Annotated in this window: 21 protein-coding genes and 1 riboswitch; of the genes, 12 read left to right on the forward strand and 9 right to left on the reverse strand. The window is 30.2% G+C overall.

Annotation, left to right across the window (positions count from 1 at the left end):
• Positions 1-2: 2 nt before the first annotated feature.
• From pstC to RBU61_RS17455, 6 genes are all read left to right on the forward strand, one after another.
• Entirely contained in the window at positions 3-860 is an 858-nt protein-coding gene (pstC, locus tag RBU61_RS17430; RefSeq protein ID WP_308876928.1) for a phosphate ABC transporter permease subunit PstC, read from the forward strand.
• Positions 861-1,688, forward strand: a complete 828-nt coding sequence (pstA, locus tag RBU61_RS17435) for a phosphate ABC transporter permease PstA (RefSeq protein ID WP_308876929.1) — start codon at positions 861-863, stop codon at positions 1,686-1,688.
• The gene (gene pstB / locus RBU61_RS17440; protein ID WP_308876930.1) at positions 1,681-2,436 is read left to right on the forward strand and encodes a phosphate ABC transporter ATP-binding protein PstB; all 756 of its coding nucleotides are present in this window, start codon (positions 1,681-1,683) and stop codon (positions 2,434-2,436) included. The genes pstA and pstB overlap by 8 nt, the downstream gene beginning before the upstream one ends.
• Before the next feature lie 15 nt (positions 2,437-2,451).
• Complete coding sequence (gene phoU, locus RBU61_RS17445; protein ID WP_308876931.1) at positions 2,452-3,105, forward strand: phosphate signaling complex protein PhoU; 654 nt, start codon at positions 2,452-2,454, stop codon at positions 3,103-3,105.
• Between the two features lie 385 nt (positions 3,106-3,490).
• Positions 3,491-4,162 (forward strand): response regulator transcription factor, encoded by a 672-nt coding sequence (locus tag RBU61_RS17450; protein ID WP_308879840.1) that lies wholly within the window; start codon positions 3,491-3,493, stop codon positions 4,160-4,162.
• Between the two features lie 2 nt (positions 4,163-4,164).
• Positions 4,165-5,343, forward strand: a complete 1,179-nt coding sequence (locus RBU61_RS17455; RefSeq protein ID WP_308876932.1) for an ATP-binding protein — start codon at positions 4,165-4,167, stop codon at positions 5,341-5,343.
• Positions 5,344-5,382: 39 nt separating this feature from the next.
• Here the strand turns inward: RBU61_RS17455 and RBU61_RS17460 are convergent, their stop codons facing one another.
• The 6 genes from RBU61_RS17460 to RBU61_RS17485 all read right to left on the reverse strand — a co-directional run bounded on the left by RBU61_RS17460 (position 5,383) and on the right by RBU61_RS17485 (position 9,925).
• A complete protein-coding gene (locus RBU61_RS17460) occupies positions 5,383-6,567 on the reverse strand; it encodes a PLP-dependent aminotransferase family protein (RefSeq protein ID WP_308876933.1) in 1,185 nt (394 codons plus the stop codon).
• Positions 6,568-6,677: 110 nt separating this feature from the next.
• Positions 6,678-6,944 (reverse strand): DUF951 domain-containing protein, encoded by a 267-nt coding sequence (locus RBU61_RS17465; RefSeq protein WP_374212531.1) that lies wholly within the window; start codon positions 6,942-6,944, stop codon positions 6,678-6,680.
• Complete coding sequence (locus tag RBU61_RS17470) at positions 6,931-7,818, reverse strand: mechanosensitive ion channel family protein (RefSeq protein WP_308876935.1); 888 nt, start codon at positions 7,816-7,818, stop codon at positions 6,931-6,933. The genes RBU61_RS17465 and RBU61_RS17470 overlap by 14 nt, the downstream gene beginning before the upstream one ends.
• A gap of 16 nt (positions 7,819-7,834) precedes the next feature.
• Positions 7,835-8,101, reverse strand: a complete 267-nt coding sequence (locus tag RBU61_RS17475) for a DUF3343 domain-containing protein (RefSeq protein WP_308876936.1) — start codon at positions 8,099-8,101, stop codon at positions 7,835-7,837.
• Between the two features lie 9 nt (positions 8,102-8,110).
• The gene (gene yedF, locus RBU61_RS17480; protein WP_308876937.1) at positions 8,111-8,722 is read right to left on the reverse strand and encodes a sulfurtransferase-like selenium metabolism protein YedF; all 612 of its coding nucleotides are present in this window, start codon (positions 8,720-8,722) and stop codon (positions 8,111-8,113) included.
• Positions 8,723-8,842: 120 nt separating this feature from the next.
• Positions 8,843-9,925, reverse strand: coding sequence for a DUF5711 family protein (locus RBU61_RS17485; RefSeq protein ID WP_308876938.1), 1,083 nt, complete (start codon positions 9,923-9,925; stop codon positions 8,843-8,845).
• 241 nt (positions 9,926-10,166) lie between these two features.
• On the opposite strand from RBU61_RS17485, the gene RBU61_RS17490 reads away from it, so the two are divergent.
• The 5 genes from RBU61_RS17490 (at position 10,167) to RBU61_RS17510 (ending at position 13,996) form a co-directional block, all read left to right on the forward strand.
• Entirely contained in the window at positions 10,167-10,457 is a 291-nt protein-coding gene (locus RBU61_RS17490) for a hypothetical protein (RefSeq protein ID WP_308876940.1), read from the forward strand.
• Between the two features lie 15 nt (positions 10,458-10,472).
• Positions 10,473-10,841: a DUF2089 domain-containing protein gene (locus RBU61_RS17495; RefSeq protein WP_154440081.1), complete on the forward strand. Its 369-nt coding sequence runs from the start codon at positions 10,473-10,475 to the stop codon at positions 10,839-10,841.
• Between the two features lie 14 nt (positions 10,842-10,855).
• Positions 10,856-12,067, forward strand: a complete 1,212-nt coding sequence (locus RBU61_RS17500; RefSeq protein ID WP_308876941.1) for a DUF4097 family beta strand repeat-containing protein — start codon at positions 10,856-10,858, stop codon at positions 12,065-12,067.
• A gap of 10 nt (positions 12,068-12,077) precedes the next feature.
• Positions 12,078-12,455: a hypothetical protein gene (locus RBU61_RS17505; RefSeq protein WP_308876942.1), complete on the forward strand. Its 378-nt coding sequence runs from the start codon at positions 12,078-12,080 to the stop codon at positions 12,453-12,455.
• Positions 12,456-12,547: 92 nt separating this feature from the next.
• Positions 12,548-13,996, forward strand: a complete 1,449-nt coding sequence (locus RBU61_RS17510) for a PLP-dependent aminotransferase family protein (protein ID WP_308876943.1) — start codon at positions 12,548-12,550, stop codon at positions 13,994-13,996.
• 46 nt (positions 13,997-14,042) lie between these two features.
• Here the strand turns inward: RBU61_RS17510 and RBU61_RS17515 are convergent, their stop codons facing one another.
• From RBU61_RS17515 to RBU61_RS17525, 3 genes are all read right to left on the reverse strand, one after another.
• On the reverse strand, positions 14,043-15,533 hold the full coding sequence (locus RBU61_RS17515) for a BCCT family transporter (protein ID WP_308876944.1): 1,491 nt from the start codon (positions 15,531-15,533) through the stop codon (positions 14,043-14,045).
• A gap of 78 nt (positions 15,534-15,611) precedes the next feature.
• Positions 15,612-16,922, reverse strand: a complete 1,311-nt coding sequence (grdH, locus tag RBU61_RS17520) for a betaine reductase selenoprotein B (protein WP_308876945.1) — start codon at positions 16,920-16,922, stop codon at positions 15,612-15,614.
• 11 nt (positions 16,923-16,933) lie between these two features.
• The gene (locus tag RBU61_RS17525) at positions 16,934-18,259 is read right to left on the reverse strand and encodes a glycine/sarcosine/betaine reductase component B subunit (protein ID WP_308876946.1); all 1,326 of its coding nucleotides are present in this window, start codon (positions 18,257-18,259) and stop codon (positions 16,934-16,936) included.
• Between the two features lie 276 nt (positions 18,260-18,535).
• Between RBU61_RS17525 and RBU61_RS17530 the strand changes: the two genes are divergently transcribed.
• The gene (locus tag RBU61_RS17530; protein ID WP_308876947.1) at positions 18,536-19,201 is read left to right on the forward strand and encodes a TetR/AcrR family transcriptional regulator; all 666 of its coding nucleotides are present in this window, start codon (positions 18,536-18,538) and stop codon (positions 19,199-19,201) included.
• 59 nt (positions 19,202-19,260) lie between these two features.
• Positions 19,261-19,415: riboswitch (M-box (ykoK) riboswitch) on the forward strand.
• The last annotated feature ends 41 nt before the right edge of the window (positions 19,416-19,456 follow it).

Raw genomic sequence — 19,456 nt, forward strand, 5'->3', positions numbered from 1 at the left:
AAATGAAAAGAAAATTTTTAGACAAATTTATGGAGATAATATTTTTTATCTCCGCTTGTGTTTCTATAATATCTGTAATTTTAATATGTTATTTTATGTTTGCCAATGGTATACCAGGGATTAAAAAAATTGGTGTATTCAATTTTTTATTTGGATTAGATTGGTCTCCTTCTAATATACCACCATCCTTTGGAATATTTCCTATGATTGTTGGAAGTATTTATGTAACCTTTGGTGCCATAATAATCGGAGTTCCAATTGGAGTCTTAACTGCCATATATCTGGCTAAGTTTTGCTCACCTAGATTATATAAATATCTAAAACCAGCAGTCAATTTAATGGCTGGAATTCCTTCAATTATATATGGTTTCTTTGGACTTGTTGTACTTGTACCTCTAATAAGGAATATATTTGGCGGCACAGGCTCTAGTATATTAACAGCCTCCATACTACTTGGCATTATGATTTTGCCAACTATAATAGGTCTTTCAGAATCTGCCATTAGAGCAGTACCTAATTCTTATTATGAAGGAGCTGTGGCTCTAGGTGCTACTCATGAATATTCAATAGTTTTCGCCATGTTACCTGCAGCAAAATCTGGTATACTTTCGTCTATAGTTCTTGGAATTGGCAGAGCCATAGGTGAAACCATGGCAGTAATCATGGTAGCAGGAAATCAGGCTCGTATGCCTAATGGAATATTAAAAGGTGTACGTACTCTTACTGCTAATATTGTAATAGAAATGGGATATGCTGCAGACCTTCATAGAGAAGCTTTAATTGCAACAGGTGTAGTATTATTTGTATTTATTTTGATAATAAATGGATTATTCTCCATATTAAAAAGGAAGGTGTTTTAATTGACTAAATTAAGTAAGCTGATTAAAACTCTTGTAATGCTTTCAGCATTTTTAACCTTCTCTATTTTATTTATTATAATTGGATATATTTTAATGAAAGGAATTCCACATATAAAACCTTCTCTATTTGCTTTAGAGTATACAACAGAAAATGTTTCCTTATTTCCAGCTATAATTACTACTTTAATAATGACATTTTTATCCTTATTGATTTCCTGTCCAATTGGAATATTTACTGGAATATTTCTTATTGAATATGCAAGGAAGGGAAATAAATTGGTTGAAACAATAAGGCTAACTACAGAAACTCTCTCTGGCATACCTTCTATTGTTTATGGTTTATTTGGACTATTATTCTTTGTAACAAGCTTAGGTATGGGATTTTCTATTTTATCTGGTGCTCTGACTTTATCTATTATGATCCTTCCTCTTATAATTAGGGCAACAGAGGAAGCCCTTTTAGCTGTTCCTAATAATCTTCGTGAAGCAAGTTTTGCTTTAGGTGCAGGAAAACTTAGAACTATATTTAAAATAGTCTTACCTACAGCAATACCTGGAATATTTTCTGGAATTATCCTTGCCATAGGTAGAATTGTGGGAGAAACTGCTGCCCTTGTATATACTGCTGGCACAGTACCTCAAATACCTAAAAATTTATTTTCATCAAGCAGGACTTTGGCAATTCATATGTATTCTCTTTCTAGCGAAGGTTTGTATACTAATGAAGCCTATGGTACAGCTGTAGTACTTTTATTAGTAGTCATAGGAATTAATGGATTATCATCTTTAATAGCTAAAAAATTAAGGAAAGGTGAGTTAAATGGATAAAATCGTAGTTGAAAATTTAAATCTATATTATGGGGATTTTCAAGCCCTTAAAAATATAAATATAAATATTCCCAAAAATCGTATTACTGCTTTTATAGGTCCTTCTGGTTGTGGTAAATCTACATTTCTTAAAGCCCTTAATAGAATGAATGATTTAGTTTCTGATTGTAAAATAGAAGGTAAAGTTTTAGTAGATAAAGAGAATATTTATGATGACGGAAATATAAATATAAATAATTTAAGAAAACGTATAGGTATGGTTTTTCAAAAACCAAATCCTTTTCCAATGAGTATATATGATAATATCGCCTTTGGTCCTCGTACTCATGGAATAAAATCAAAAAGTGAATTAGATGAAATAGTAGAAAAAAGCCTTAAGAATGCTGCCATATTCAATGAAGTAAAGGACAGGCTAAAGAAAAACGCCCTAGAACTTTCCGGTGGACAACAGCAAAGGATATGTATAGCAAGGGCTTTAGCTGTTGAACCAGAGGTACTCTTATTGGATGAACCTACAAGTGCTCTTGATCCAATATCCACCATCAAAATCGAAGAATTAGTTGAGGACTTGAAGGATATTTATACTATAGTTATGGTGACTCATAATATGCAGCAGGCAACTCGTATCTCCGATAAAACTGCATTCTTCTTATCAGGAGAATTAGTTGAATTTGATGATACAGATATTATATTCTCTAATCCAAAAGATAAACGTACTGAAGATTATATTACTGGAAGATTTGGTTAAAAGGAGCTGATATAAATGAGAAGTAAATTTGATAAAGAATTACAGTTATTAAATGAAGAGCTTATCGATATGGGAAATATTGTTGAAAGCTCCATAGAAACTGCTGTCACTGCTCTCATAGAGCAAGATGCAGATTTGGCAAGAAGAATTGTAGAAAATGATAGGGAAGTAGATGAAATAGAAAAAAGCATAGAAAGCAGATGCTTAAAACTCTTATTACAACAACAACCTGTAGCTAGTGATCTAAGAATGATCTCTTCAGCACTAAAGATAATTACAGATATGGAAAGAATAGGGGATCAGGCTGCTGATATTTCTGAAATAACCATTAGACTTGTGGGACAAAAATATATAAAGAAAATCACCCATATTCCACAAATGGCAGCAGCTACAATTAAAATGGTACGTGATAGTATAAATGCCTTTGTAAAGAAAGATTTAGAGCTTGTAAAGACTGTTATAGACTATGACGATGAAGTAGATGCACTATTTCATGTAGTAAAAAACGAATTAATTGAACTTATTAGAGAAAGTGTGGAAAATGGAGAACAGGCCGTAGACCTACTTATGATAGCTAAATATCTGGAGAGAATTGGTGACCATGCAGAAAATATTTCTGAATGGGTTTATTATTCTATTACGGGAGAGCATTATGTAAGGAATTATTGATTGAAATATGAGAGTCTTTTTCAAGATGATTTTAAATAACAATTAAAAAGGCAACTACTTTTCTTTTTGTCAAGAGAACCTAATCAAGTAATGGATTAACCCCTTAATACTAAATAGAGCCTCAAGAATACTATTAATATTTTAATCTCTATGATATGATTAAAATATGTTATTGAGAATAATCCAAATTTAAAAATAGATATATTAGGGGGTTATTACTTATTAAAAAAAGCTAGTATGGGGATTGGATTATGTGTCATAGGATAAAAATTCAATATGTATATTTTATGGCGATAAAAAATACTCTATATAATATAGTGAATTTAAATATTATAAATCATAATTAACACTATACTACAATTAATATTGGGGTGGTTTTATGAAGATGGTTTACTGTGTTGAAGACGATGAAAGCATCAGACAATTAGTCTTATATGCGTTAAAAAACAATGGCTTTGAAACTAAAGGTTTCGAAAATGGTGATGATCTATATACTGAACTCCAACATACAATACCTGATTTAATTTTATTAGATATAATGTTACCTGGAGATGATGGATATAAGATATTAGATAATATAAGGAAAAATCATAATACTAAAGATATACCAGTAATAATTCTTACTGCAAAAACTAATGAATATGATAAGGTAAAGGGACTTGATATGGGAGCAGATGATTATATTTCAAAACCCTTTGGTGTAATGGAACTAATATCTAGAGTCAATGCTGTTCTTCGTAGAAGCCTTAAAACAGATAATAAAGATAGTATTTTATCTATAGGTAATCTTACTATAGATGAAAGCAAACGTACTGTAACTGTAGACAATAAAGAGATCAATTTAACCTTTAAGGAATTTGAACTTCTTCTATATCTTCTTAGAAATAAAAATATGGTTTTATCCCGTGATAAGATAATGAATGAAGTATGGGAAACTGATTTTGAAGGAGAAAGTAGAACTGTAGATGTTCATGTAAGAACCCTAAGATTAAAACTAGGCGATGCTGGTAAAATTATTCAAACCATAAGAAATGTTGGATATAAGATAGGAGGATAATCTTGGAAAGAAAAATCTATTATAATCTTGCGGCCATAGCAACTATAACAGCAATTATAACCTCCATAGTACTAGTATTTTTGTTCTATGACTTCTATAATCCAGAGGATATTACCGATATAGTTAAAATAGATACTTATGATTATGATTCTGTACCTGAGGCGAAGGATTCAAACTCCTACTATGATTTAAACATAGATAATAAGGTAGTCAGAATATCTAAACCTGTTCAAAATATTAAACACGCCTTTATAGGAATATTGCCTGCCATGGCAGGAGTATTGGTCTTAATCCTAATTTCCCTATATATAGTTGCTTCCCTCTTAACATCTAAATTAATAGAACCCATGAAAATAGCATCTAGAAGCATTGAAAGCATATTATCAGGAGAAGAAATAATAGATACTAAAACCTATGAGGAACTTCAACCTTTTATTAGAACCATAGACATACAGAAAAAGGAAATTGAATACTCTATCGACCAACTAAAGAAATCGGAAAAATTTAGACGAGAATTTACTGCAAATGTATCCCATGAACTCAAGACTCCACTAACGTCTATTATTGGATTTGCTGAAATGATAGAAACTGGAATGGCTAAAGATGATGACATTAAAAGATCTGCCTCTATTATTTATAAGGAAGGAAATAGACTTTTAGGTTTAATAGATTCTATAATCAAATTATCCCAACTAGATGATTTATCTATTAAAAGAGATTTAACTGAAATAGACTTATTCTCAATTGGAGAATTTGTATATTCAAACCTATTAAATAGTGCAAAAGAAAAAAATATATATTTAAATCTAGAAGGGCAACATACTAAAATCAAGGGAAATCAAAGGATGATTGAAGATCTCATATTTAATTTAGTAGATAATGCTATTAAATATAATAAAATAAACGGTAAGGTAGATATTGAGATTTATTCTGATAGTAAATGGGGCATAGTTAAAGTAAGTGATACAGGTATTGGAATACCATTAAAATATCAGGATAGAATATTTGAAAGATTTTACAGAGTAGATAAATCCCGCTCTAAAAAGATTAATGGTACTGGTCTAGGTCTATCTATAGTTAAACATACTGTTGAATACCATGGTGGACAATTATCTATTTCCAGTGTAGAAGATGAAGGAACCATCATAGTAGTTAGATTACCTAATATTGATAATAAATAAAACCCTTAAATTATCTAGATAATTTAAGGGTTTTATTTATTATTTAACTGCTTCTCTTATTACTTTTCCAAGTCTTTTTATACCTTCTACTATTTTTTCTTCATCCATATTAGAATAATTTAATCTAAAAGTATTTTCATTTCCACCATTAGGGAAGAAAGAACCACCTGGTACATAAGCAACGTTTTCTTCCAATGCTTTCAATGCTAATTCTCTAGCATTCATATATTCAGGTAATACTACCCAAGTAAATAGTCCTCCCTCTGGATACGTATAAGTAACTCCTTGTGGGAATTCTTCTTCTATGGTTTTCATCATTAAGTCTCTTCTAACTCTATATAAATCAATTATTTTCTTAATATGCTCATCTATATTATAATCCTCTAGGAACTTTGCTGTCTCCATCTGTGATACAGTACTTGATTGAAGGTCTGCTCCCTGTTTTACAAGTATAAACTTATTTAAGAATTCAGTATCAGCTGCTACCCAACCAAGTCTTAATCCAGGGCAAAGTATTTTAGAAAATGTACCTAAGAAAGCTACTCTTCCTTCTGTATCAAAATGTTTTACAGCTGGTAGTATTTCTCCTTCAAATCTTAATTCTCCATAAGGATTATCTTCTATTATGGCTACATTATATTCATTAGCTAGGTCTATTAACTTCATTCTTCTCTCTACTGACCAAGTCTTGCCTGATGGATTTTGGAAATCTGGAATAACATAGATAAATTTAACTTTATCATTGTTTTTTAATACTTCTTCTAATTCTTCCATATTCATACCATCTTTATCAGTAGATACTTCTATGAATTCTGGTTCATAAGCCTTAAATGCATTGATAGCTCCTAAATAAGTAGGGCTTTCACATACTATAATATCTCCAGGATTTATAAATACTTTAGCAGCAAAATCTAATCCCTGTTGTGAACCGCTGGTTATTAATATGTTTTCAGCTTTTACATCTACTTTCACTTTTTCCATTCTCTTAGCTATGGCTTCCCTAAGTGGCCCATAACCCTCAGTTGGACCATATTGTAGTGCTTGAGTTCCTGTTTTTTCTAGAACTTCTCTTCCAATTTTAATAAATTCTTCTATTGGAAATGATTCTGGAGCTGGTAATCCACCAGCAAATGAGATTATACCTGGTTGCTGAGTTAATTTTAACAACTCTCTAATTTCTGAAGCTCTAATATTGTCCATACGCTTTGCATAGTTTAATGACATTAGACGCACACCTCCACTGAATTTGGATTCTGTTTGTTATATCCTTGTCTATAGTTTACTATTAAATTATGCAATTGTCTAATATTATAATACAATTTAGCATCTAAAAATTAAAGTTCATCTATTGGGAATTTTCCATCAATTCCCTCTTCATTATTTTCTTTACCTTTATAATGAATTATACTAATCCACTTATCTTCCACTAAAATCTTTCTAATTCTTTTATTAAAGTCTATCCTTGGTATCCAAATCTGTCTATCACAACCTAAACATCTAAGTTTTATATCTGCACCAGTACGCATGATTTCCCACTTATTTTCTCCACAAGGATGACCCTTTTTTAAAGTTATAATATCTCCAGTATCATATTTCAATATCATTTTCTTTTCCTCCAAATATTACTGTTTTGGGATAAGGTCTCTTTATATTCTCTTTAGCAAAAGCTTCCTTAACCTTTTTTCTTATTTGTCTTTCAACTGCCCATTGTTCCATAGGCTTAGTTTTAGCTATTATGGTAAGCGATATATTTGATTCTCCTAAGTCTGTAATTCCTAGTATAGTAGGTCCATCTAATACAGAATCATTATTCTTTTTAATATCTAGACAAATACCTTCTAATATTTTAGTAATCTTATCTATGTCTTCTTCATAGGATACAAATACCTCTACTAATGCTCTCATGGCACCTCTAGTTTTATTAGTTACAATTTGAATCATACCATTGGGAATTATATATAAGTCACCCGAAAAATCTCTAATCTTTGTAACTCTAAACCCCAGCTCTTCAACAGTACCTTCCATGGATTCCACACTTATATAATCTCCAACTGCATACTGGTCTTCGAATAATATGAAAAATCCAGTAATAACATCCTTAACTAAAGATTGAGCACCAAAACCTATGGCCAATCCACCAATTCCCGCAGTAGCAAGTATAGAGGTAGTATTGATATTGAACATATCTAGAACTATTACCGCGCCTATAAAAAATAAAATATATTTAAATAGTTTTTTCAAGACCTCAGCAATGGTATTAGCTCTTTTACTGTCAACAAAAAAGTTTGTACCTCTTTTATTCTTTAGAGTCTTGTCTATAAGTTTATTTATTAAAGAAACTATTGATCTTATTACTAAGATTATAATAAATATCTTTATGAGTTTTCCTAGAATATTAAAATCTCCAGTATCTTTCTTTATATATCTTTCTATATTATTTCTTAGATAATCAAATTTTTCTATAATATCTTTCATAGAATCAACTCCAGAATTAATCTATCTTCTCAGCTTTATTACCTGATCCACTTTTTGTATATTTATATATACTATCTACATTTATTTCCTCATTATTTACCATATCCTTTACCTTTGGCAAATCGTCCAATGCAAAAATAATGGCTAATCCACAGCTAACAGTAATTTCTCTTGGAGTAGGTATAGTTCTAAAGCTTATTTCTTTCTCTTTAAATACTCCTTCCGCCTGAATAGTATGATGTGTAGATTTATAAGTAGTTACTCCATAAGTTTCTTTTATCATATTTATCTCCTACCCGATATTTAAAGTATTGTTTGCGTTTCTCATTTTCTCATATATAGCATACATATTTCCTATTTCTCCAACTTGAATTTTATCCTTTAGATTATAATAATCTAAACAAGTTCCACAGGAAATAATTTCAACACCTGATTTTGCTAACTCCTTTAGGTCTTCCAGCACAGGTGAATCTTCACAGGTTAAATTGACACCGGAATTTAAAAACACCATTGTAGTTGGAAATGGAGTAGTTTCTCTTATGGTATATATAAAGCTTTTCATTAAAATCTTACCTAATTCTTCTCCACCAACACCCATTTTATCTGAAGCTATGGATATGGTTAAATCCTTAGTCTTACTTGGAATAGAAACATTAATAGTATCTTTTACTATAGTATCTTCTACTGCCCCATCCTTAGTAATATGAATATAATAATCATTGTCCTTACTATCTATTATAAAGCTACACCCACAGGATTGAGCTAATTTTGATACATTATCTCTAGCTACTTCATTATCTACTATTGTAGTAATTACTCCCTTTTTTAAATTATCTAATTCTTTTTTAGTCATTATAACTGGTCTAGGGCAAAGTTCGCCTCTTGCATCTACTTCTATTCTCATTTATTTACGCCTCCTGTATATTCAATAATTATATTATACTAATTTTAAGGGATGTCAATAAAGTTATTTATAAATATTATACTTTTTTATTTTCTATAGATTAGTTTAATAAAATAAATTCTATTTATTAGAAAATCTATAGATTTTAATCTCATCATTATTCCAAATCAGTATATTATTTTTACTAATCTCCACTTCTTTTATTTCATCAGTGTATTTTAATATTTCCTTATTTCCTTCTATTATGGACATACCTTTTTCCCCATAAACTAATATCTTTCCATTAAAATCCATTATTTTTCCGTAATCCTCAGTAAACCCTATTTTATTTTTAGTATTCCCATCAAAATCTATAACTTCTAAATAGTTACTATATAATATATATATATCTTCTCCTATATAAATATCTTTTATTAAATCAAATTGTTTTTTCCATAATACTTCATCTTCTTTAATACAATAAATATTATAATCAGTTAAGACAATTATTTTATCTTTTGATATAAACTGGAGGTATACTGCTATTTCTCCTTCTATATCTAAAGAACTTAACTTCTCGTTATTTTCTCCATATACTTCTATTTGAGACTTCAAAACATTTCCTTTAAAGTCTAAGGATGACAATACTCTTTTTTTGCCATTTTTATTTACCTCATATGTAAGTATATTCTTATCTTCATATGAAGTACTACCAATTATGGCATTATCTTTATCTAATATTGTTATGCTTTCCTCCCCAGCCTCTTTTATATGATATATAATATATCCATTGCTTTCCTTTAAATTAAATATTTCTTTATTTATTTGATTCCTATATATGGTTTGTCCATTTTTATCTAAATAATAAATATCTCCCGTTGACCTATCTGTCACATAAATATTCTTTTGTCCATAATATATAAAAGGATCTGTAAAATTAAATTCTTTTTCTAAAATAATACTTCCATCACTTTTTAGAAAACTTAGTTTATTCCCATTCCATCTAATTATATTATTATCATATAGATTTACACTAACTAAAGACTCCTTATCTTTAAAGGAATCTACTAATTCTAAAGTCTTCTCCTTCACTCCTATGGAATTGAAAAATGTAATTAATCTTTCTTGATTTTTCTCATTTAATAAAAATATACTTAAACCAAGAAATATAATAATAAATATTTTAAGTCCTTTAGGACTACTATCCCTTTTATCGCTCTCCATATTACTCCTCCCAAAGCCATATTATAAACTTATTATATCATACCTAAATTATATAACAATTTAAGAATTTACATATTATTACTATAATAATATTAATATTTAAGCATTAACATTAATAATATTAATTTATAAATTAATATTATTAATGTTTTTATTGACATTTTTTATTTTTAATATTATTATAGTATTAACAAATAAAATATAATATTTCAAATATAATATTAATTATGGAGGTGAATAAATGGCACCAAAAATAAAAATTAGAGTTGTTGATAAAAAGAGTAACTTTAAATTATGGCTGCCTGCCATACCTTTTTGGTTGATCGTTTCTTTATCCTCCTTAGCCTTAAAATTTAAAGATGTAATCGTAAAAAATATAGATGGTTCAGATGAAGGTATAAAACTTGTTTTAGAATTATTAGATAGTGAAATTATAAAAGATTTAATCAACGAACTTAAGGGAAATGGTAAATTTGATTTAATTGATTTATTCACTGGTGATGGAACAATGGTTAAAATTTCTGTAATTTAAAGAAAGGATGAAAACATGAAAAGAGAAGTAATAGGCAAATGTCCAGTTTGTGGAGAAGAACTTTTTGTAACAAAACTTAGTTGTCACAAATGTCATACTCATATAGAAGGTAATTTTTCACTTTGTAAGTTTTGTAAACTTACAGATGATCAAAAACACTTTGTAGAAATATTTATGAAAAGCAGAGGTAATATAAAGGAAATAGAAAAAGAATTAGGTATATCATATCCAACTGTAAGGGGAAGGCTTGAAAATGTAATTGAGGCCTTAGGTTATAGTCCAAAGTACAATGAACCTACAGTTAATAAGAAAGAAGTTCTTGAGAAATTAAATAGTGGTGAAATAACATCTGAAGAAGCCCTTAAACTTCTTCAAGGTGAATAATAGGAGGGAGAAAATTGAAAGAGGAAAAAATGATGATTTTATCAATGCTTGAAGAAGGCAAAATAACATCTCAAGAAGCAATTAAATTAATGGAAGCATTAGAGGATATAGAATTTCCTAAAGAAACTCAAAATATTAAAGAAGAAAAAGATGAAAAACATAAGGAGAGAGAAGTATTTAAACCTATTTTTAACAGTCTAGAAGATATTGGGTCCGATATAGGCAGTGCTTTGTCTAATATGTTTGAAGGTCTTAAAGGTATAGGTAATTCTTTTAACTTTATAGGTAATTATGAAACTGTAGTTACAGATTTAGATATGGATTTATCAGGAATTGAAAACCCAAGTTTAGATTTTAAAGCCATTAATGGCAGTATAAAGCTTAGACCAGCAGATGATAATAAGCTTATTATTAAGTCCACTTGTAAGTATAAAAATGGACTACTAAACCTAAATGAACCTTATTTCGATTTTTATGCAGATGAAAATAAAATAATATTCAACCCAAAATATAATAGCAACATATCCATTAGTTTAGATGTTTTTGTACCAAAACAAGATTATGATGAAATAATATTAAGTTCTAGCAACGGAAAAATAGATATAGAAGAACTAAATACTAATATCTTAAAATGTGTAACAAACAATTCCTCCATTGATATTCTAGACGTAAATAGCAAGGAAATGGATTTATCGACTAAAAATAGTAGGATAGAATGTAGAGATACTAGGTCAATTTTTTTAAAGGCTACAACTTCTAACTCCAATATATATTTAATGGATGTTATTGCAACGGAAATAGATGCTAAAACAGCAAACGCTAAAATAGTAGTAAATGATATAGATGCTTTTAACGTAGTATTGAAAACCTCAAACTCTCCTATTGAAGTAGAAGATATTACATGCGATATAATCAATCTAACTACATCTAATAGTAAGATTGATTTAGATAATATAGATATAGATAGAGTTAAGGATGTTGAATTGCATACTTCCAATGGCTCTATTAATTTAGAAATCAATAAAATCGATAGAGATATTTATTTTGACTTAGAAACATCTATTGGAAATATATCTCTTGAAATACCAGATTTAGTATATAAAATAAATAAACAAGCAAATCTAGGTTTTAGAAAAATAGTGGCTCATAGTGTTAATTTTGACGAAAGTCAGGACTCTGCTAAGTTTATTGCATCAACATCTAATGGTTCAATAAAAATATATTAGGAGTGATAATATGTCAGAAAAGCTACAAATATTAAACATGGTTCAAGAAGGAAAAATTACAGCTGAAGAAGGAGTTAAACTACTTGAGGCATTAGAAGATAACAGCAAATCCACAAATAATTTAGTTTATTCAGGCAACAAAGCTAAGTGGTTAAAAGTAAGAGTCTTTGACCCAAATGATGCAACAAAAGTAAATGTAACTTTACCTGTTTCTCTTATTAACATAGGAGTTAAGCTAGCAGGCAAATTTTCCCCCGAATTTAAAGCAGCTGGTCTAACGGAAGAAGATATGGAAGAAATCTTTGCAGCTATTCAAAATGGTCAAATGGGTAAAATTGTAGATGTAGATAGTGAAGACGGTACTAGAGTTGAGGTAGTAATAGAATAATCCCATTTTTATGGGATTATTTTGTTATTTTTAGTTTATTATTATATCAAATCTGTTATAATAATCGTATCCATACATTTAAGGAGGATACTATGGAAAAGTTTAAATTAAATAAAGACACTGATATACCTTTATATATACAATTATATGAAAAATTTAAAATCTTAATAGAAGAGGACCAATTAGAACAGGAGAAATTACCTTCCATAAGGAGCCTTGCAAAATCCCTTGGAGTAAATAATGTAACTATAGTTAGTGCATATAAACTTTTAGAAAAAGAAGGATATGTTTATTCCATAAAAGGCAGTGGAACTTATATAAAAAAATTGCCTGATGAAACTATCCATTATTTAGAGGAAGGTGATATGGATTTAATGGTATCTGGTATACTTCCTATATCAAAGAACAGTATAAACTTTGCATCTATGTCACCTACATCTGATTTATTTCCCATAGAGGAGTTTAAAAAGGTCTTAATGGAAGTTTTAGATAGGGATGCTGGTCTAGCCTTTTTATATCCAGAAATCACAGGATATGACCCTTTAAGAGATTCCATTTCTAAATTTCTAAAAGAAAATTATAATACAATAGTAAATAAAGAAGAAATACTTATTACCTCTGGAGGCCAGCAGGGATTAGATATAATCTCTAAAACATTGATTACTCCTGGAGATTGTATTTTTGTTGAAAACCCGACTTATTCTGGAGCCTTATCCTCATTTAAATCTAGAGGTGCGAAAATCATCGGAATACCTATAAATGAAAGTGGAATAGATATAGGATCTCTAAAATCTTATATAAAAAAATATAGACCTAAGTTTTTGTATATAATGACTAATTATCAAAGTCCAACGACTTACTCCTATAGTACTGAGAACAAAGAGGAACTTTTATCGCTATCTAAAGAGTATGGCTTCTATATAATAGAGGATGATTTTTTGACAGATTTAAATTTTAGTGAGAATAAAAAAATGCCGCTAAAATCGAAGGATAGATTTGATCAAGTAATATTTATTAAAAGCTTCTCAAAAATATTTATGCCTGGTGTTCGTATCGGGTTTATTACTTTACCTAATAAGTTATTTAAGGAAATAATAAAAGCAAAACATACTACTGATATTTCGTCATCAGGATATCTTCAAAGAGCCTTCGACTTATATTTAAGACAGGGCCATTGGAAAAGCCATATAGAGAAAATTAAAACAGTTTATTCTGAAAAATATAAAATCATGACTGATGGATTAGATAATTTATCTCAGTATGGAATATCATACATAAAACCTGATGGTGGCCTTAGTATTTGGCTTAAACTACCTAATAATATAGATGCTATTAATCTTTACAATGAATGTGCTGAAAAGGGATTGGCTATTGTACCTGGAAAAGTTTTTTTCGTAGACGATTCTATTTATTCAAACTATATAAGACTTAGTTTTGGAGCAGTAACCAATGAAGAAATGACTGAAGGCCTTAGAATATTAGAAAATATAGTATCTAGACCCTTTAAGGATAAGGAAAATAATTATTTGCCATTTATATAAAATGTTCTGCATAAGAGGAGGGCCCCAAATGGGGACCCTCTATTATTTATTTTTCTTCTTTTAAGGCTTTCATCAATGATACTATTGCCAATATCATTACAAATATAAATGGGAATGCTGCAGCAACTGATGCAGTTTGCAGTGCTTCAAGTCCACCAGCTAGTAATAAAGATGTTGCTAATAAGGCCTGAACGATTCCCCAAATAAATTGTTTTTTAGTTGAAGGATTTAGGTTTCCTTCTGAAGTCAACATTCCTAATACAAATGTAGCTGAGTTTGCAGATGTAATAAAGAATGTACATAATAAAGCTACTGTAATTAAAGATAATACTGTACTTAAAGGATAGTTATTAAATACTTGGAATAAAGCTGTAGATGTATTACTTGCAGCGGCAGCTAATCCTTCTACTCCAATTTTATCAACTAAGTTTAATCCCATTGTTCCAAAAGCTGCAAACCATATGATTGATACTAGGGCTGGAGCAAGAATAACTCCTCCTATAAATTCTCTAATAGTTCTACCCTTTGATATACGAGCTATAAATGTACCTACAAATGGAGCCCAAGCTATCCACCATGCCCAATAAAATATTGTCCATGAGTTTAACCAACTATTGTCACCAAAGGGTTCAACATGAAGACTATCAGCTATAAAGCCATTAATATATTGACCTAATCCATTGGTAAAGGAGTTTACTACCTTTAGTGTAGGGCCTAATACAAAAGTAAGTAATAGAAGTCCAAAGGCTAATACTAGGTTTATATCTCCTAATGTTTTTATACCTTTATCTATTCCACTAACAGCTGTCCAAATATATATAATTGTAATTACTACGATTATTCCTACTTGAACTAATTTAGTTTCTGGAATATTGAATAGGAAATTTAATCCACTATTAATCTGTAAAGTACCAAGACCAAGAGATGTAGCTACTCCTGCAACTGTTGCAAATACTGCAAGTATATCTATTAGCTTTCCAATAGGTCCATTAACTCTTTTTTCACCTAATAGTGGTATGAAAATACTACTGATTAAACCTGGTTTATTTTTTCTAAATTGGAAATATGCCAATGCTAAACCTATAATACTATAGTTAGCCCAAGGGTGAAAACCCCAGTGCATAAATGATGATTTCATAGCAAAATTAGCAGCTTCTATTGTTCCAGATTGAATTCCAGGGGCTGGATTTACAAAATGAGATATAGGTTCAGCTACACCCCAAAATACAAGACCTATACCCATACCAGCTCCAAATAACATTCCAAACCAAGAAGTAGTACTATATTCTGGCTTGGAATCATCAGGACCTAATTTAATATCTCCATATTTACTAAATGCTAATATAATTGCAAACACTACAAATATGAACATAGAGATTAAGTAAGCCCATCCAAAATTAGTTGTCAGGAAGTTAAGTAATGAGTTTGCAAAACTTGAGAAATTCTCTTGTGCTACTATGCCCCATAAAACTATGGCTATAGTTAGAGCAAGAGATATATAAAATACTGTATTATTCTTTTGCTTTACCGTATTCATTATAATTCCTCCATTCTTAGAATAATTTGAGGGTTATATTTATAGGGGTGTATAAAACTACACCCCTATAAAATTTATCTAAATTTTTACCTTAAATACTGTTTGCTCTTTAACATCTTCTGTTAAAGCATCTAGTGCTACACCAACTCTATGATATCTAAGTTTCCATTGTTGCTCTTTAGATGTTGCCGGATCTCCTAGTGGATATGGAATAGATATTGTAGGTACTATCTTATTTGAGCCTACTGTTGTTGCTACAGGTATTAAGTTACACATTTGAACTACTGGAATACCTGCTCTTTCGATTTCTTTTACCATTGTTGCACCGCAACGTGTACAGGTGCCTCATGTGGAAGTCATGATAACTCCATCTACGTTATCTTCTTTTAGTTTTTCTACTATTTCTTTACCCATTCTAGCTGCCTCAGCTTGAGTAGTTCCTGTACCTACAGTACTATAGAAATAGTCATGAAGTTTACCGATTTTTCCTTCTTTTACATAAGTCTTCATTGCATCTATTGGCATTATTACATTTGGATCTGCATCTGCTGCTGCAGGGTCAAATCCAGCATGGATAGTTTTATATACTCCGCCTTCCAATCTTTCATCCTTAGATATATCATATCTTCCCCAACGTGTAGCTGAAGCAGATTGAATTCTATCTGGATTGTCTATTGGAACTATTCCTCCAGTAGTTACCATGGCTATATTTGCTTTAGATAAGTCTTTAATTGGTGCTGCAATAGGTACTCTATCTTGTTTTGGTATAGGAAGTTCTGTTACATAAGGAATATTGTTTAATTTCTTAACCAACATTTCTACTCCTCTTTCTGCAGCAGTTTTTCCTGATTCTAACCAAGCTTGAGCTCTAATTCCTCTTGGGAAAAAACCTTCTTCATCAGCTGAACCAGTTTCTTCACCTTTTAATATCTTATTTGCAAAATCAGCCATTACTTTTACATCATCCCTTAATTTTGCTGCTGATTTTCCACCTTCAAATACATACATATCTTTCTTAAACATTTCTACTCCAGGGTTTTCTACATTCATAGATGTAATAACTGGTACATTAAATCTTTCTTTAACAGCCTTACAAATAGTTCCACAAGCTACTCCGTATCTACCTGCTTGGAATGCTGGACCTGCAACAAATATGTCAAATTCTTTATCCTCTAAAAATCCTAATATGATTTTAACAGCTTCATCTGTGTTTGATCCCATGAAGTTATCACCACAAATAATTGTATGAGTAACTTCTGCATCTAACATACTATTTAATGCAAGGGAAGGTCCTACTAATCCTTCTCTTATTTCTGGCTTATGATCTGCCTTTTCTTCTCCACCAATCCCTGCGAAAAACTGATTTATATAATGAATTGCCTTTTTCATATTTTCACCTCCTAAAATTCCTTCATAGTTTTAGTTGACCAACCTGGTATTCTGTCACCACAGAACATGGCATTATTTTCCATGATAATTGAGCCATCTTCTCTTACAGATCCACCTAATATTTCATCATAAGCCCATCCTCCAGATAAACCGTCTCTGGCTAAAGCTTGTAATTCTCCTATTACCTTATCGGCTGGTGGTAATTCTATTAGTTGAGATACATTACCTGTAGATACTAAAGCATTTGCCTTTTCATCTAATGTAACAAGAGGTTGAGAAGCTCCATCTCTACCTGTACACTCATTACTTATACCTACTGTCTTTACTCCTACATCTTCTAAAGCAGCTAAGCATAAAATATAGTCAGCATCTGGATTTCCATATCCTTCTTCAGTAACTATTGCTCCATCTGCTCCTAATGATTTTGCCATTTGTGCTACAAATATAGCTGATCTATGTTTTTGCTCTAAGGAAACATTTAGATTTGACATTATAACTCCTAAGAAGTTAATTGATTTTCCATGTTCCTTATATAATTCTCTAATTGTAGGGAAATTTTGGAAATCATATGTTGACCACTTTGATGATGCAGGCATAAAGCTACCTGATATCAATGCTCCATCTAATACTTCATTTGGATGCATAAAAGTAGGAACATATTTATTCATATCCCATCCATATACTAAATCATTGTATCCTAATTCCTCCATCTGAGATTGTGGCTGCATAACCAATACTACTGATGGAAGTTTATTTACTGCTTCAGTTCTTTTAGTTACTGGATCTAATTCAAAAGTTTCTATTTCTTCTGGCTCTAAATCTTTTACTGCATTTCCTAAATACTCTGCAAACTTATGAGTAGCCATTCTAATTGCTGTATTTTTCTTTTGTTGCTCAAATCTTTCAAATTCTTCATCTGTATCAGCAACTATACATATATTAATTAATTGTGAAAATAGAGTATACTTTGCACCTTCACCACCCATATCAATTAGACCATCACCAAAACTACCATAGTGCATACCTACCCCTAGAACACTACATCCTTTTAATGCATGTACTCTTCCACTACCTGCAGATTCAACGTCTCCTGTAACCCCAGGAAATACTGGTCTATCATCTGGACGAATTCTTGGTTCTGCTGCTTCCTTAACTGGTACTATTCTTGTATTCTCACCTGGCTTTGCAATTACTATATCTAATTCTGTAATATGCTCATCTTCTTTAATAAAGGCCATGGCTTCTTCCTTATTAATGGACAGAACACCGTTACTAAACATTGTCTTTTCTCCAAAAACAACATCTTTTACTTGAAAATTACCTATTTCTAGTCTCATCTTTTCACTCCTTTTTGTTATTTTTAATGAATACCTCAATATCCATAATCTAGATTATAGATATTGAAAACTTTTTGAAACTTTGTGAAACTTTTTTCGTTAATTTATATAATATCATAATCATGATTATATTACAATCGTAATTATTAATAATTTTTATAATTATTTTATTAGTATAGACAATTCTAAATCTATTTAGCCATAATTAAATTGTGATTTTGAAGTATTTATGCTAATATTAATCTAGTAAGAATAATATAAATATGGTGATTAATGGTGAAAAAAACGATTCAACGAAAAAGAATGATGTCTTATTTTATTAATGCAACTGTAGATCTAATAGATGAAGTTGGAATTAATGGAATAACTTTAAGAAAAGTAGCTGATAAGGCTGGATATAATAGTGCTACACTTTATAATTATTTTGAAAATCTAGATCATTTAATTTTATATGCTTCTATGAAACATATAAAAGATTATGCCCATGCTTTAGATGCATATTTAAAAGATGCAAAAAATGCCATGGATAGGTTTCTCAAAGTTTGGGAATGTTTCTGTGACTATGCCTATGATAAACCAGAAATTTATAATGCCATTTTCTTCCCAAATCTAGAAAAACATTTTGAAGATTATGTTGCTGATTACTATAAACTTTTTCCAGAAGATATTATTAGTAAAGATAAAAATATTTCTACTATGCTACTGAAAACTGATATTAATGAAAGAGCACAAACTACTGTATATGCATGTGTAAATGAAGGCTATATTCGACTTGAAGATGCAAATAAATTAAATGATATGACTCTTTTAATCTTTGAAGGTATGCTAAAAAGAGTATTAAACAATAAAATTTCCTATGATGATTCAAGAAATAATACTATGGATTATATTAAAGCCATAGTAGAAAGACTTTTAATTAAAGATTATACATTCTATTATTAACAAATTTTATAAAAATACTTGACATTTATAATTTTACAGTATATGCTTATAAGCGAACTTAATAATCTCGGTAGGTGAGGTTACTATAAGGATATGGATTGCTGCCGTAAAAGGGTGGAAACACTCTGCACTGGTTAGCAGGTTTTGTCGCAAGGCTCAACCTAATGCAATTTCAACGCCTTATAAAGCCAAAACTTGAACGAGAAGAGTAAATCCTTCCCCTTCAAGCTTTGGTGGAGGATTATTATTTTTTTG

The organism is Tissierella sp. MB52-C2 (genome assembly GCF_030931715.1).
Classification (GTDB): Bacteria; Bacillota; Clostridia; order Tissierellales; family Tissierellaceae; genus Tissierella.